The 15,449-nt window shown below is 37.6% G+C and carries 16 protein-coding genes; 3 read left to right on the top strand and 13 right to left on the bottom strand.

What is annotated here, in order from left to right; translation table 11 throughout:
* Positions 1 to 54: 54 nt before the first annotated feature.
* The 10 genes from rplI to ppsA all read right to left on the bottom strand — a co-directional run bounded on the left by rplI (position 55) and on the right by ppsA (position 9,622).
* A complete protein-coding gene (gene rplI, locus AC1MPL_RS09460; RefSeq protein ID WP_237414058.1) occupies positions 55 to 501 on the bottom strand; it encodes a 50S ribosomal protein L9 in 447 nt (148 codons plus the stop codon).
* An 8-nt stretch (positions 502 to 509) separates the two neighbouring features.
* On the bottom strand, positions 510 to 737 hold the full coding sequence (gene rpsR, locus AC1MPL_RS09455; RefSeq protein ID WP_023271761.1) for a 30S ribosomal protein S18: 228 nt from the start codon (positions 735 to 737) through the stop codon (positions 510 to 512).
* A gap of 11 nt (positions 738 to 748) precedes the next feature.
* Positions 749 to 1,138 carry a 30S ribosomal protein S6 gene (rpsF, locus tag AC1MPL_RS09450; protein ID WP_023271762.1) on the bottom strand — a complete coding sequence of 130 codons (390 nt, stop codon included), beginning with the start codon at positions 1,136 to 1,138 and terminating at the stop codon, positions 749 to 751.
* Positions 1,139 to 1,310: 172 nt separating this feature from the next.
* Entirely contained in the window at positions 1,311 to 2,198 is an 888-nt protein-coding gene (gene cyoE, locus AC1MPL_RS09445; protein WP_479765593.1) for a heme o synthase, read from the bottom strand.
* A gap of 10 nt (positions 2,199 to 2,208) precedes the next feature.
* Positions 2,209 to 2,520, bottom strand: coding sequence for a cytochrome o ubiquinol oxidase subunit IV (cyoD, locus tag AC1MPL_RS09440; protein ID WP_479765592.1), 312 nt, complete (start codon positions 2,518 to 2,520; stop codon positions 2,209 to 2,211).
* Positions 2,517 to 3,131 (bottom strand): cytochrome o ubiquinol oxidase subunit III, encoded by a 615-nt coding sequence (cyoC, locus tag AC1MPL_RS09435; RefSeq protein WP_479765590.1) that lies wholly within the window; start codon positions 3,129 to 3,131, stop codon positions 2,517 to 2,519. The genes cyoD and cyoC overlap by 4 nt, the downstream gene beginning before the upstream one ends.
* Positions 3,132 to 3,135: 4 nt before the next feature.
* Positions 3,136 to 5,127, bottom strand: a complete 1,992-nt coding sequence (cyoB, locus tag AC1MPL_RS09430) for a cytochrome o ubiquinol oxidase subunit I (protein WP_479765589.1) — start codon at positions 5,125 to 5,127, stop codon at positions 3,136 to 3,138.
* Positions 5,128 to 5,130: 3 nt separating this feature from the next.
* Positions 5,131 to 6,177 (bottom strand): ubiquinol oxidase subunit II, encoded by a 1,047-nt coding sequence (gene cyoA / locus AC1MPL_RS09425; RefSeq protein ID WP_479765588.1) that lies wholly within the window; start codon positions 6,175 to 6,177, stop codon positions 5,131 to 5,133.
* 250 nt (positions 6,178 to 6,427) lie between these two features.
* A complete protein-coding gene (locus AC1MPL_RS09420) occupies positions 6,428 to 7,180 on the bottom strand; it encodes an RDD family protein (RefSeq protein WP_479765587.1) in 753 nt (250 codons plus the stop codon).
* 69 nt (positions 7,181 to 7,249) lie between these two features.
* Positions 7,250 to 9,622 carry a phosphoenolpyruvate synthase gene (gene ppsA / locus AC1MPL_RS09415; protein WP_479765585.1) on the bottom strand — a complete coding sequence of 791 codons (2,373 nt, stop codon included), beginning with the start codon at positions 9,620 to 9,622 and terminating at the stop codon, positions 7,250 to 7,252.
* Between the two features lie 157 nt (positions 9,623 to 9,779).
* Between ppsA and ppsR the strand changes: the two genes are divergently transcribed.
* Positions 9,780 to 10,616, top strand: coding sequence for a posphoenolpyruvate synthetase regulatory kinase/phosphorylase PpsR (gene ppsR / locus AC1MPL_RS09410; protein ID WP_479765584.1), 837 nt, complete (start codon positions 9,780 to 9,782; stop codon positions 10,614 to 10,616).
* Positions 10,617 to 11,040: 424 nt separating this feature from the next.
* Here ppsR and AC1MPL_RS09405 read toward each other — a convergent pair whose 3' ends face one another.
* The 3 genes from AC1MPL_RS09405 to AC1MPL_RS09395 form a co-directional block, all read right to left on the bottom strand.
* A complete protein-coding gene (locus AC1MPL_RS09405) occupies positions 11,041 to 11,802 on the bottom strand; it encodes a D-Ala-D-Ala carboxypeptidase family metallohydrolase (protein ID WP_479765583.1) in 762 nt (253 codons plus the stop codon).
* A gap of 218 nt (positions 11,803 to 12,020) precedes the next feature.
* Positions 12,021 to 12,593 (bottom strand): IS630 family transposase, encoded by a 573-nt coding sequence (locus AC1MPL_RS09400; RefSeq protein ID WP_479766126.1) that lies wholly within the window; start codon positions 12,591 to 12,593, stop codon positions 12,021 to 12,023.
* Complete coding sequence (locus AC1MPL_RS09395; protein ID WP_479763665.1) at positions 12,503 to 12,859, bottom strand: IS630 transposase-related protein; 357 nt, start codon at positions 12,857 to 12,859, stop codon at positions 12,503 to 12,505. Before AC1MPL_RS09395 ends, AC1MPL_RS09400 begins: the two co-directional genes overlap by 91 nt.
* Positions 12,860 to 12,997: 138 nt before the next feature.
* On the opposite strand from AC1MPL_RS09395, the gene AC1MPL_RS09390 reads away from it, so the two are divergent.
* Positions 12,998 to 14,203: an MFS transporter gene (locus AC1MPL_RS09390; RefSeq protein WP_479765581.1), complete on the top strand. Its 1,206-nt coding sequence runs from the start codon at positions 12,998 to 13,000 to the stop codon at positions 14,201 to 14,203.
* 156 nt (positions 14,204 to 14,359) lie between these two features.
* Positions 14,360 to 15,448 (top strand): peptide chain release factor 1, encoded by a 1,089-nt coding sequence (gene prfA, locus AC1MPL_RS09385; RefSeq protein WP_237411766.1) that lies wholly within the window; start codon positions 14,360 to 14,362, stop codon positions 15,446 to 15,448.
* Position 15,449: the final 1 nt, after the last annotated feature.

Here is a 15,449-nt window from a genome sequence, read left to right as displayed (position 1 = left end):
CTATAAAAACAAAAAAAGAGCATGCAAAGGCATGCTCTTTTTTATGCAGATAAATTACTCAGAAACGATAGTAACGAGAACTTCTGCAACAACATCATGATGCAATTGGATTGCGATGTTGAATTCACCAGTGTGGCGAAGCGCACCATTTGGTAAACGAACTTCAGCACGGTCAACATTTAGACCAGCATTTGTTAAAGCATCAGCGATATCGCGAGTACCGATAGAACCGAATAGTTTACCTTCATCACCAGCTTTTGCAGTGATAACGATGTTTACTTCGTTTAATTGGTCAGCACGTGCTTGAGCAGCAGCTAAAACTGCAGCTTCTTCTTTTTCAAGTTCAGCACGACGAGCTTCAAAAGCAGCTGTGTTTGCTTCAGTAGCAGCAACAGCTTTACCTTGAGGAATTAAGAAGTTACGACCATAACCAGCTTTAACAGCTACTTTGTCGCCTAATTTACCAAGGTTTTTAATGCGTTGTAATAAGATAACGTCCACAGCTCACCTCACTTATGGTTGTCAGTGTACGGAATCAAAGCCAAGAAACGAGCTTGTTTAACAGCAAGCGCTAATTGACGTTGATAACGTGCTTTTGTACCAGTGATACGGCTAGGAACGATCTTGCCGTTTTCAGTGATATACTGTTTTAAAGTATCGATATCTTTATAGTCGATGTATGCAACATTCTCAGCTGTAAAGCGGCAGAACTTGCGACGACGGTAAAAACGTGCCATTGATGTTCTCCTTAAGCTTCAGCAGATTCTTGAGTTGCTTGTTGTGCTTCTTCACGTTGAGCTTTACGCGCACGTTTTTCTTCAGCACTTTTAGCAAGCAAAGATTCTTCTGTAATTGCATTATCACGACGGATAACTAAATTACGAATAATTGCATCGTTGTAACGGAATAATTCGTTTAATTCGTCAAGCGTAGTTTGACCACATTCAACGTTCATTAGAATGTAGTGTGCTTTATGAATTTTATTGATTGGGTAAGCCAATTGGCGACGGCCCCAATCTTCTAAACGGTGAATTTGACCTTCAGCTTCTTTGATGTGAGAGATATAGCGTTCAACCATACCTACCACTTGATCGCTTTGGTCTGGGTGTACCAGAATTACGATTTCGTAGTGACGCATTGTCAGCTCCTTACGGTTTATGCAGCTTTTAAATAAAATATTAATTAAAAGCAAGGAGTCATACTGCGATTACAGTATGTCGCAAAAGCGAGTTGTGGATTTTATATAGTTTTTTATCAAAATTCAAGGTTAATTTGCTTTAAGATAGAGTGAAGCAGCACTCTATCTTAAATTAGAAAATAGGTAAGAATGGTGCGGGAGATTGGTAGCTAAAGCTAAAACTAATACTTAATGCTGTAATTAAAATCACAGAATAAAGAAAATAGCGTTTTGCCCAAATTTTCTCACCTTCATTATCCATTTTTTTGAAGCCAATAATGGATAAATATAACCAATAAAAACAAAGTGCATTAAAAGTAATTAAGAAAAAAACATTTGTATAGTGAAAACAATATAAGCCATTTAATACAGCTGTAAACAGTATCACATATATTAAACATTCTAATTTTGTTCGAGCAATTGAACGTGCAACAGGCAAAATAGGGATGCCTGCGCGTTTATAGTCATCAAAACGATAAATCGCAATTCCCCAAGAGTGAGGCATTTGCCATAAACCATAGGCAAGGAATACAAGTAATGCTGCAATATCAAATTGATGTGCAACAGCTGTATAGCCTATAACAGGTGGGCAAGCACCTGAAATACTGCCAATAACTGTTTGGTGAATTGATGTTCTTTTAGACCATAAACTATAAAAGAATACATAAACAATGAAACCAAGTACTGCAAAACTAAAAGCATAGATATTTGTAAAGTACCATAAGATAGCCAAGCCAATACTACCTAGAACAAAAGCAAAACATAATGCGATAGATGGTTTGATAACTTTAGTGACCAATGCACGATTTTGTGTGCGTTGCATTTTAGGGTCAATATCTTGGTCAATGAAATTGTTTACAACACACCCAGATGCTACAACTAATGTTGTACCTATAAGAGTGAGTAGAAGTAACAGGATATTCACAGAGCCTTGGGTGGCTAAAAAGAAGCCACCCAAAGTGGTAACGAAGTTACCAAATAGAATCCCTGGTTTTGTCAGGAATATATATTGTTTCAGCATGACAACCAGTTTAGATCATCATGTTGTAATGTAAGTAGTTCATTACCCAAACAGAACCAATAAGAAGAATTGCAACTGTTAAAATTGTGTAAATAAAAGCAATTACATTCCAACTTTGTTCTTCTGATGAGTTCATGTGTAGGAAGAAAATCAACTGTACAAGAACTTGAACAATACCTGTAATACCTACCACTGAAAGCAATAGAGTATGGCTAAATCCACCTGTCATCACCATACCAAATGGGATAATGGTAAGGATAATAGAAAGGATAAAACCGATAGTGTATTGCTTTAAGCTACCATGTGATTGATTATGACTCATGAGATAACTCCCATTAAGTAAACAACACTGAATACACAGATCCATACAATATCAAGGAAATGCCAAAATAGACTTAAGCATGCAAGACGGCGTGTATTAGGAAGTGTTAAACCATTTTTCTTAATTTGGAAAATTAAGACAAGCATCCATACAAGTCCAGAAGTTACATGGATACCATGCGTTCCAACTAGTGTAAAGAAAGCTGATAGGAAAGCACTATGTGTTGGACCATGACCTGCCATAACTAAGTGATGGAACTCATTAACTTCCATACCAATAAAAGCAGCACCGAACAGGAAGGTGATAATTAGCCATGTAATTACACCGCTTGCATTGTTTTTATATCGTGCAAGAACCGCAAAGCCAAATGTTACAGAAGAGATCAAAAGTGCAAATGTTTCAACTAAAACATAGCTTAGTGATTCACTGAATAGTTCAGTTGGAGTTGGTGTACCTGCTGGTACATGTGTATGTAAAACAACATAGGCAATGAAGAGTGTACCAAATAGGATAAGATCACTCATCAAGTATGCCCAGAAACCAAAGACAGTGATATCAGTATCATCGTGGTGATGATTATCATGTCCATGTTGATGAAGTACTTCAGCCATTGTTTTAGTCCTTCTTCAAATGTTTTTCTAAAAGGGCATAGCGTTCATTTTCAATACGTTCTACTTCTGCAGCAGGAACATAGTAGTCCACTTTTTTAGTGTATGAACTTCTAATGAACGTAATGATAGTTGAGGCAAATGCGACAACCACTAACCACCAAATATGCCAAACTAATGCAAAGCCCATAAGGGTAATTAGCAATGCTAGAACAATACCTGCAGCTCGGTTAGTCGGCATATGAATGTCTTCATACTTTTCTGGTTTGATATAGGCAACACCATTCTCTTTGTCCAACCAGAAACGATCGATATGTTCACCATTTGGAATATAAGCAAAGTTATAAAATGGTGCAGGAGAAGATGTTGACCATTCAAATGTACGGCCATCCCATGCATCGCCAGTATAGTCAATATTATCATTACGCTGTAAGTAGCCAACGACAATTTGCATTACAAAGCAAAGAATACCAATTGCGACAAGGACTGCACCAATCATTGCAATTGATAGATACGGTGTCCATTCTGGGTTGTCATATGTGTTTAAACGACGTGTCATACCCATGAAGCCAAGGATATATAATGGCATAAATGCAAAGTAGAAACCGAAGAACCAGAACCAAAAAGATGCTTTGCCCCATGCTTCATTTAATTTCCAACCAAACATTTTTGGCCACCAAAATACAATGGCTGCAAATAATGCAAAGACCACACCACCAATAATTACATTGTGGAAGTGTGCGATAAGGAATAGTGAGTTATGTACTAAGAAATCTGCTGGTGGAACGGCCATAAGTACACCTGTTAAACCACCAATACCAAAAGTCACTAGGAATCCAAGTGTCCAAAGCATTGGCGATGTAAAAGTAATACGACCTTTATACATGGTAAATAACCATGAGAACATTTTTACACCAGTTGGAATTGCAATTACCATTGTCATAATACCGAAGAAGGCATTGACATTTGCTCCTGCACCCATAGTAAAGAAATGGTGTAACCAAACTACTAATGAAAGTACAGCAATTGCAACTGTGGCATATACCATAGTTTTATAGCCAAAGAGTGCTTTACGTGAGAAAGTAGGAACAATTTCAGAGTAAACACCAAAGGCTGGTAATACGAGGATATAAACTTCTGGGTGACCCCATGTCCAAATTAAGTTTACGTAGAGCATAGGACTACCGCCTAACTCATTCGTAAAGAAGTGGAAGTCAAAATAGCGGTCTAGCGTTAACATTGCTAATGTTGCTGTCAACACAGGGAATGTTGCAAGTACAAGGACAGAGAACATGAATGCTGTCCATGTAAAGATTGGCATATCCATCAGCTTCATACCTGGCGCACGCATTTTGATAATGGTGGCTAAGAAATTGACAGCTGTGAGTAGTGTACCTAATCCCGATATTTGTAATGACCAAATATAGTAATCGACCCCAACCCCAGGAGAATATTGGATACCAGAGAGAGGAGGGTATGCCATCCATCCTGTTGCTGCAAACTCACCAACAACTAAAGATGCCATAACTAGCCCTGCTGCACCAGCAAAAGCCCAAAAACTGAAAGAGTTTAGTAACGGAAAGGCAACATCACGGGCACCAATTTGTAATGGAACTGCGATATTGATTAATCCTGCTACCAGTCCCATTGCTACGAAAAAGATCATAATCACACCGTGTGCAGTAAAGATCTGATCATAGTGGTCTGGATGTAAGTAACCAGGGTTACCATTGCTTGCAAGGAATAGTTGAAGTCGCATCATAAATGCATCTGCAAAGCCACGAAGTAGCATAATTACAGAAACAAATATGTACATGATGCCTATTTTCTTATGGTCTACAGATGTAAACCACTCTTTCCAAAGGTATCCCCACTTTTTAAAGTAGGTAATTCCGCCAAGAACAGCGATTGCTCCAATTGCCATAATAATAGCTGTGACAATTACAATCGGTTCTTTAGGAACTGCACCCCAGCCAAGTTTACCTAATAGCATATCCATATTTTATTCTCCTGCAGAAGCCATGTGTTGCATGTTAGCGTGAGAAGAATCCGCTTGCCCTGCACCATGATAATTGCTCATGTATTTGTCGATGACTTTTCTGAACAATTGTGGTTCAACTGAAGAATAATATGTTACTGGATTCGGTTTTGTAGGGTATGGACCCATACGTTCAGCTTCTTCAGCAATTGCTTTTTCTTCAGGAGTTTTTGCATCAGCAAGCATACCCTCGATTTGGTGTTTAGAACGCTCACCATCACGTAGGTTTTGCAATGTTTCAAAGTCCAAAGTGCTTTTTTGAATCGCAGTAGTATTATCTTCTGTACCTTTTCCAGCTTTTACATCGCTTACCCATTTATCAAATTCTGATTGAGTAATGCTATGTGCTTTAAAGTGCATTTGAGAGAAGCCATAACCACTGTAGTTTGAAGAGAAACCACGGAATATGCCTGTTTCATTCGACAGAACATGTAGGTGGGTTTGCATACCTGCCATTGCATAAATCTGACCTGCTAACTGCGGAATGAAAAAAGAATTCATTGTAAAGTCAGAGGTGATATGGAAATGTACTGGAGTCTGTTCAGGGAAACGAATTTCATTAACAGTAGCAATTTGTTGTTCTGGATATACAAATACCCATTTATATGGTTCCGCAATCACTTGAATGTCTAAAGTCTTTTTATCTGACTCAGCACTTAGAGGGCGGTATGGGTCATATTGGTGAGAACCCCACCAAGCAATCCATGCTAAAATAGCGATAATAATTATAGGGACGCCCCAAACAACAATTTCAATTGATGTTGAGTGAGCCCATGTAGGCTTATAGTCTGCATCTTTATTTGACGCGCGATATTTCCAACCAAACCAAAGTGCCATAATGATAGATGGGATTACCACCAATAGCATAAGGTAGATCGCAGTCATCATGAGGCCACTAAGACCTGCTGCAACTGGACCTTTTGAGTTTAGAAGTACTAAATCACCACCACACCCTGTTAGAAGTGTAGAAATCGCAGATAAAGACAATACAGCTAATATTGTTTGTCTCATTTTACAACCTCGGTGAAGAGTCCCATTTATATTTTATAAGAACGGGATAGCGATTATAGTGACGGATGTCTTTAAAAGTCAGTGACACCGCTACTTTATAAGGCATTATGCCTTATATTAAGTAGGTACGCTACATTTACGAGGTGTAAAAAAAGACAATTTAAATCCAACATAAAAAGTTGGATTTTTAAAAAAAATACTAAATTTTACATAAAAAACAACATGTTGCTTGTTTTTTTGTGTATTAAAATTATTTTCCTTTTGTTTGTTTTTTATTCATTTTTGTGGCTTTTGTAACTTTTGTTTTGGCTAATCTATCGTGTAATGTCTGTCTTTTATTACTAAAGCCTAGAGCGTAATCTAAAATAGTAATAATAGGCATTGCAAATAGATTTAATATAATAAAAACAATGCTTCGGATTAAAAAAATTCGAGTTAAATTTACGTGCTTTTCTGTTTCTGCATCAACAATTTTAATTTTAGTAATGAGCTTGCCAATACTTTGTCCTTTGTAATTTAGTAAAATAGCTTGAACAATGAGCATTACAATGATGTATATTCCCATTGCTTGCCAGCCTTGAACTGGAATTGCATTGAGAAGTTGCTGTTGCACTTCAGGGCTAAAACTGCTTCCTTGAAACTTTTGAAGTTGATTTGCTGCTTCTTTGGTTAAAAAGAATGATGGCAACATAAATGCGGGTAGCCATAGTAATAAATCTATGATTTTTGCTAATGCACGACTATTAATTGTTGCCAGAGTTGTACTTTGATGTACAAAGTTATACTCATCATCTGTAGTTTGTTGAATCTCTTTTCGTGTGTAGCCTTCTGGTTCATATTTAAGCTTGCCGCGTGTAAGTTCGCCAAGAGGATGCCATTCATTCATGCCACTATGCCATGCTAAGTCAGTCAGTAGCACTTGTTGTGTTGCTAGCATTTGGTTGACTTGTTCTAATGTATAAGGTCCAGCTTGCTGATTGTTACGTGCTAAATAAATTTGCATAATGACTATCTCAAAATAAAAAAGACCCTATAAAGGGTCTTTTTAACATGTTTTTAAGCTAACTAAAAGTTATTTAACTTCTTCATTGGCTAGGAAGAACCACGTGTCAAGTACAGAGTCAGGGTTTAGAGATACAGACTCGATTCCTTGCTCCATTAACCAACGTGCAAGATCTGGGTGATCTGAAGGGCCTTGTCCACAAATACCAACATATTTTCCTGCTTTACGACATGCTTGAATTGCCATAGAAAGAAGTGTTTTAACAGCCTCATCTCGTTCATCAAAGAGTTGAGATACAATGCCTGAGTCACGATCTAGACCAAGTGTTAATTGTGTTAGGTCATTAGAGCCAATAGAGAATCCATCAAAATGCTCTAAGAATTGGTCAGCTAATAGTGCATTTGTTGGTAACTCACACATCATAATAACTTTTAGGCCATTTTCACCACGTTTTAGACCATTTTCTGCAAGTAGCTCAATAACACGTGCTGCTTCTTTTACTGTACGTACAAATGGGATCATAATTTGAACATTAGTTAGACCCATTTCGTCACGAACTTTCTTCAATGCACGGCATTCAAGTTCAAAGCAGTCACGGAAGTTATCAGAAACATAACGACTCGCACCACGGAAACCTAGCATTGGGTTTTCTTCTTCAGGCTCGTAAAGCTTACCACCAATAAGGTTGGCATATTCGTTTGATTTGAAGTCAGACATACGAACAATAACAGGCTTGTCACCGAATGCTGCTGCAAGAGTAGATACGCCCTCTACAATTTTTTCAACGTAGAATTCTACAGGTGAGTTATATCCTGCTGTACGTGCAGCAACTGCAGCACGTGTTTCACGAGGTAGACTGTCAATGTTTAGTAATGCTTTAGGATGAACGCCAATCATACGGTTAATGATGAATTCAAGACGTGCTAACCCAATACCTTCATTTGGAACTTGAGCAAAGTCAAATGCGCGATCTGGGTTACCAACATTCATCATAATTTTGAATGGGAGTTTAGGCATAGATTCAATTGAATTACGTTGAATCTCAAAGTCTAATAGACCTTCGTAAATGAAACCTGTGTCGCCTTCAGCACAAGAAACGGTAACAGCTTGACCATCTTTTAAAAGTTCAGTTGCATTACCACAGCCTACAATTGCAGGAACACCTAATTCTCGTGCGATAATTGCAGCGTGACATGTACGACCACCACGGTTTGTGACGATTGCCGCAGCACGTTTCATGACTGGTTCCCAGTCTGGATCTGTCATGTCTGAAACAAGAACATCACCTGGTTGTACTTTATCCATTTCATCAATTGATGTCACGATACGTACTTTACCTGAGCCAATACGTTGTCCGATAGAACGGCCTTCAGCAATAACATTACCTTTTTGTTTAAGTAGGTAACGTTCCATTGTACTTGCATTTTGACGGCTTTTTACTGTTTCAGGACGTGCTTGTACGATGTATAAACGACCATCATCGCCATCTTTTGCCCATTCAATATCCATTGGTGAGCCATAATGTGCTTCAATGATCATTGCTTGTTTTGCAAGTTCGTGTAGTTCTTGATCTGTTAAAGAGAATTCTTGGCGATCTTGCTTTTCAACATCTACAATAGAAACAGATTTACCAGCAGACGCATCTGTACTATAAATCATTTTCTGATGTTTAGAGCCAAGGTTACGACGAACCACTGCATGTTTTTCATTTTGTAATAGTGGTTTAGACAAGTAGAATTCATCTGGGTTTACAGCACCCTGTACAACCATTTCGCCAAGACCATATGATGAGGTAATAAAGACAACATCACGGAATCCAGATTCAGTATCTAGTGTAAACATTACACCAGCCGCACCTGTTTCAGAGCGAACCATACGTTGAATACCTGCTGAAAGTGCAACAAGTTTATGGTCGAAGCCTTGGTGTACACGATATGCGATTGCACGATCGTTAAATAAAGAAGCAAACACTTCTTTAATGGCAATTAAAATATTGTCAATGCCACGAATATTTAGGAATGTTTCTTGTTGTCCTGCAAATGATGCATCAGGTAAATCTTCGGCAGTTGCAGAAGAGCGTACAGCAACAGCAATATCTGGGTTACCACTAGAGAGTGTAGCAAATGCTTCGCGAACATCTTTTTCAAGAGATGCCGTTAATGGTGTATCAATAATCCATTGGCGGATTTTAGCACCTGTTTCTGCAAGTGCGATAACATTGTCAACATCAAGTTGATCGAGTTCTGCTTGAATTTTTGCATTTAAGCCACTTTGCTCAAGAAATTCACGATATGCTGCAGCAGTTGTGGCAAAACCACCTGGTACAGATACACCTGCATTAGAAAGGTGGCTGATCATTTCTCCTAAAGATGAGTTTTTCCCACCTACGAGTTCAACGTCATGCTTTCCTAATTTTTCTAGACCAATTACGCGCGATTCCAAAGTAGTCTCTCCACTTCTGCAGTATGTGATTCGTTATCTGCTCATGTTAAAAACATAAAAGAGCTTAGCTTTTTGGTGTGAAGCAAGCCATTGTTATGTAAGATGGCTTACTATAAAGAATATAGCGGCTTAAAACAAATATTTGAGGAGTTTTTTGATGCCTGAAAGTAAACAAATTGAAAGAAGTGTGTTTTTTATTTCCGATGGCACGGCAATTACAGCAGAGACTTTAGGTCATTCACTGTTAGCACAGTTCCCTAATGTTGATTTTGATGTGCGTATTATTCCTTATATTTCTTCTGAAGAAGCCGCTTTAAGAGTCGTTGAAGAGGTTAATGCTTGTGCGCAGGAAAAAGGCAAATTGCCATTGGTTTTTGATACTTTGGTTGACCCAAATGTTAGAAATATTATTAATACTGCAAATGCGGTAAACCTAGATGTATTTGAAGGTTTAATTAGTAAGCTTGAACAAGAGCTAGAAACATCGCCAACCACGCTGATTGGTCAAACTCATGCTGTAACTGATACTGAGTATTATAAAGCGAGGATAGATGCTGTCCACTTCGCACTTGATAATGATGATGGTGCGCGTACAAGACATTATGATAAAGCAGATATTATTTTAATTGGTGTTTCTCGTTCGGGTAAAACACCAACCTCCGTTTATTTATCACTACAATTTGGTATTCGTGTTGCGAATTATCCGCTAACAGAAGAAGATTTGGATGATAATCGCTTGCCGAAAGTGTTAAGAGAACATAAGCATAAGCTTTTTGGTTTAATGATAGATGCAGATCGTTTGGTTGCGATTAGAACAGAGCGCCGAGCAGGTAGTCGTTATGCGAGTTATAACCAATGTCAAATGGAGTTGCGCGCTGTAGAAGGAATCTACATTTCTGAAGGTATTCCTTATTTGAATGTTTCAGAAATGTCTATTGAAGAAATATCGACTCGTATATTGCAAATTACAGGTTTGAAACGCCGTATTAGCTAATATTAAGAAACAAAAGGGGAATAAATGAATACTACGAGTAGTCATTTTTAAGGAAGTCTACTCGTTACATACTTACAGCTATTTTCAATCAGATTAATTCTTAATGGTTATACTTTCTTGGTTATGTCATGTTGTAGCGATATCGATCTAAGTTTCTAACTGATGAATATTTTGTACCTGAGATTGGGGTTGCCTCAAGGTTTGATTATGTACAAGTATGTCATGCTAAAAAATAGAAGTGATTTATATAAGTTTCTTTACATCTCTTTGGATAAATTGATATCAATTTTCATGGTGTATTAAGTAAGATAATTCTATATGTGAACGGTAGCGCAACTTTCGTATTTGCATATGTGATGATGATTGGTTAAATATAATACTGCTTAATGTTGTTTAGTAACATTAAGCGAGTGATTTGAGTGTATTACTCGGGGATAATTTCTCCACACAGTGAGCTGTGCCAAGAGTGACTATAACCCCATGTACGGTAGCCAAGAGTGTCTATGTGAATTTGCCCAGATTCGTATACACCGAGTCCCATGTTAAATGCTTTACCATTTTGTTGCCAAAAACGACATAGTTTCATTTTAGTATTATGAATGAGGATTTCATCTTCTGGTGTTGGCTGTTCAGGGCCTATTCTAAAGTCGATAGCAGCATTTTTTACATGACTTGATGTTTTGGCTCCACCTGCACATTTATTTAAGAAAGGAGATCTATAACTAGATGTTACTTCAACATTGGGAATAATACCTTGTTGGTGTAAATAATTTAGTAGTTTGAGTGTTGGGACTGCATTTTGCCATACCTCTGCTGGTGGCACTTCATATTCTGTATAATTACATTGTTGCCAATCTCTCGCAGAGCGGAGCATTTGATAATCAGGAACAATAAAATCTGCCTGATTTCGGCTCAAAAAAGCTTTATATGAGTTTACAAGTTGTTGATGATCAACCTGATTTAACCATACGACATATGTTTCAGGAACAGGCTGTCTAATAGTTTTTTGTACTGTGAGTGTAGGTGGCGACTCAATAGTTTGAGGTGTTAACTGTGTAGTTAGAGTCGATGTAATTGTAGGAATTTTTTTTGGTGTAGCAGTCTTAACTATCTGTTCAGAGCTACAGCCATTCAGGAGTAAAAAGCTTAAAAAAATACTAAAAGAGCCTAAAGATATAAATTTCATTGGACAATCGAGTCGATATATTTATCAATAATATGTTGGTTATACTATAACAATTTTTCAAATGTCGTTTATTTATGTTTAATTAAGTGATTATACGTTGCATTTTAACAGATGAAATTTTATATGAGTATATTTACGTAAGCCTTACCTTTGCAAAAGTATTTATTCTTTGGTCTCTAAGATTTTACTGTTGTCTAAAGAATATATAGTCAAACAATCTAATTACTCATACAGACATGAAAAAACATCTGAAAGAGTCGATCAATACAATCCTCTTGCCATTCTTTTCTCTTTTTCTTAATCCATGCCCATGTCTTTTCAATGGAATTCAAATCAGGACTATAAGGCGGTAACCATAAAATATGATGCCCATGATGTTCTAGTAACTCCTGTGTGTCTGCTCGTTTGTGAAACGTCGCATTATCCATCACAATGATGCTGTGTCTAGGTAATTCAGGAATAAGAAAATGCTCTACCCAGAAATGGAATACATCTGAATTAATTTTACAATTGAATAGCCCAACGCTAAACAACTTATTTTCATACAATGCACCAATGGCATTGGTCTGATTATTTAATTGCCAATTAAATAATCCATAACATGGTGCTCCTTTAGGAGAGTAACCATGAGGTCGATAATCGTGTGATTTAAACCCACTTTCATCAAGATAAACAATGGGATGCTTTTTTTGAAGATGATCTAAAGCTTTGGTGAATGCGGATCTGAGGGATTCTTTTGCTTGTGGATGGCGTAAGGTCTTTTTTTCACTGTGATTCCTAAACGTTTTAATGCATAACCAATAGATGCAGCTGAGCAGGAAAAGCGTACAGCACGCTCATATTGATAATCATCTGGATATTTCTCAACATCAGCACGTAGTGCATCATCCTCAATTTTAAAAGGTTTCCGTGGGCGAGTTCTTTTAACCTCAATTCTTTTTTTCCAACTCAAAATTGTATTTTTATCAATCTCAAATTGTGTCGATACCGCTCGTATGGAATGTCCTTCCTCAAGCTTCGCTATAACTTTTCGTCTAAAATGTTCTGAATAACTCATTTCCATATTGTCTTATATTTTTGATTGTTTGACTATAGTATAATTATTAAAAATAAAAAGATTTTTTAATTCATTGTCTTATATGTATTTTTCTACTTTCATTATTACCCAATCGACTGGAAATAGGTTAATTAATTTATGCCACCATCTAAAACCTTGAATACTAAATTTTTATATAAAACACATATACAGCGTCGTGCAACACGGCTTAGTTTTTTTAATCTAGGTTTTGCTATGGCATCGTGGGCACCGCTTATACCATTTGTGAAGCAACGTTTGGGGCTAGATCATGAAGATTTAGGTATGCTCATTCTATGTATTGGTATTGGTTCTATGCTTGCAATGCCTTTGGCGGGTATGCTTATTCAGCGAGTTGGGTGTCGTTTTATTATTTCGCTTGCATCAATTATTTTTGTATTGGCTTTGCCTTTAATTGGTAGTCTAAATAGTACTATTGCTATGGCTATTGTGCTTACAATGTTTGGTATGGCTTCTGGTGCAACGGGGGTGGCTATTAATTTACAAGCCGTGCTTGTCGAAAAGAAAAGTGTTAAACCTTTAATGTCGAACTTTCATGGTATGTGCAGTTTAGGTGGTTTGATTTCTGCGTTAATAATGACAGGTTTACTCTCAATTCATTTGAGTGCCTTGCATAGTGCTTATGTGCTTAGTGTACTTGTTGCAGTGATTGCATTATGTTCTGCACCTGCAGGCTTAACTCAAGTTGCAGACTCCAATACTCAAACAGATGAAACAACAGCCCCTAAGAAAAAAAAGATGGGATTTCCACATCCTATTATTTTAGTGTTAGGTATGATGTGTTTCATTACTTTTCTAACGGAAGGTGCAGCACTCGATTGGAGTGGCGTGTATTTAACAACAAATTATCAAGTACCGCTTTCAATAGCAGGCTTAGCATATGGTTTCTTTGCTACAACAATGACGCTAGGGCGTTTCTCAGGTCATTATATGATGAGAATTTTGGGCGAAAAAAATCTGATCTTATTTAGTTCAATTTGTGCTGCTGTAGGTATGGCAATGGTTGTGATTGCTCCTGTGTGGTATTTAGTATTACTTGGCTATGCTTTAGTTGGATTAGGTTCTTCAAATGTTGTACCTGTGCTGTTTTCTAGAGTGGGTCGTCAAAATTTTACCCCGAAAGCACAAGCATTATCATGTGTTTCTAGTATTGCCTATTCGGGGGTATTGTGTGGCCCTGCATTAATTGGTTTTGTAGGACAGCATGTTGGGCTTACAGTGGTCTTTACAGGTATAGCTGTATGTTTATTGCTTATTGCCATTTGTAATAAGTTTACAATGGTGGGAGAGGGCGAGCCTCATTAATAATGAAATATTTCTTGAATTAAAGTGTGTAGTATTTTGTTTTTATTACACAATCTGATAATTCTATGATTTTAGAGGAAGAATCGTTAAACTATGCGCAATAAATAATGTCTGTGCATGGTTTTCCATCACATTTTGATTTGAGATTGGTACATAATGAAAGAGTCGCTACGTCTACGATTAGAACAACTTTCTGATAGACACGAAGAGCTAACAGCACTATTGGCTGATGCTGAAGTGATTTCTGATAATAAACGCTTCCGTCAGTTATCACGTGAACATAGTGATTTAACAGAATTGACAGAAGTTTGGCATAGCTATTGTCAAGCTGAAGCAGATATTAAAACTGCTGAAGAGATGTTATCTGACCCTGATTTTAAGGAAATGGCACAAGAAGAGATCCGAGAAAATCAAGCGATTATTGCTGAGTTAGAAGATCGTTTAAATATTCTTATGATTCCTAAAGACCCAAACGATGCTAATGCAGCTTATTTGGAAATTCGTGCAGGGACAGGTGGTGATGAAGCTGCTATTTTCTCAGGTGATTTGTACCGTATGTATAGCAAGTATGCCGAAACTCAGGGTTGGAGAGTAGAAGTACTTTCTGAAAATGAGGGTGAGCATGGTGGCTATAAAGAGGTAATTTGCCGTGTAAATGGTGAAGGTGTTTACGGTCGCTTGAAATTTGAAAGTGGTGCGCACCGTGTTCAACGTGTTCCTGCGACTGAATCGCAAGGTCGTGTGCATACTTCTGCATGTACCGTTGCAATCTTACCTGAGGTAGATGTTGATACGACAGTAGACATTAATCCTTCAGATTTAAGAATTGATACATACCGTGCTTCAGGTGCAGGTGGGCAGCACATTAACAAAACTGACTCAGCAGTACGTATTACGCATATTCCAACAGGTGTGGTTGTTGAGTGTCAGGAAGAGCGTTCACAACATAAGAATAAGGCAAAGGCACTGGCTTTACTTGCGTCTCGTTTAGAAAATGCAAAACGTCAAGAGCAAGAAAATGCAACGTCTGAAATGCGCCGTGACTTGGTTGGTTCGGGCGACCGTTCAGAGCGTATTCGTACTTATAATTATCCTCAAGGACGTATGACAGATCATCGTATTAACTTGACTCTCTATAAGTTAGAGGCAATTGTTGAGGGTGATTTAAATGAGTTGCTTGATAGTTTGCATAGAGAGTATCAAGCAGATCAGCTTGCTTTACTTGCACAGCAAAATGGTGGCTAGT

Source organism: Acinetobacter sp. N1-1, assembly GCF_056711485.1.
This window is presented reverse-complemented; position numbering and strand designations above follow the sequence as displayed.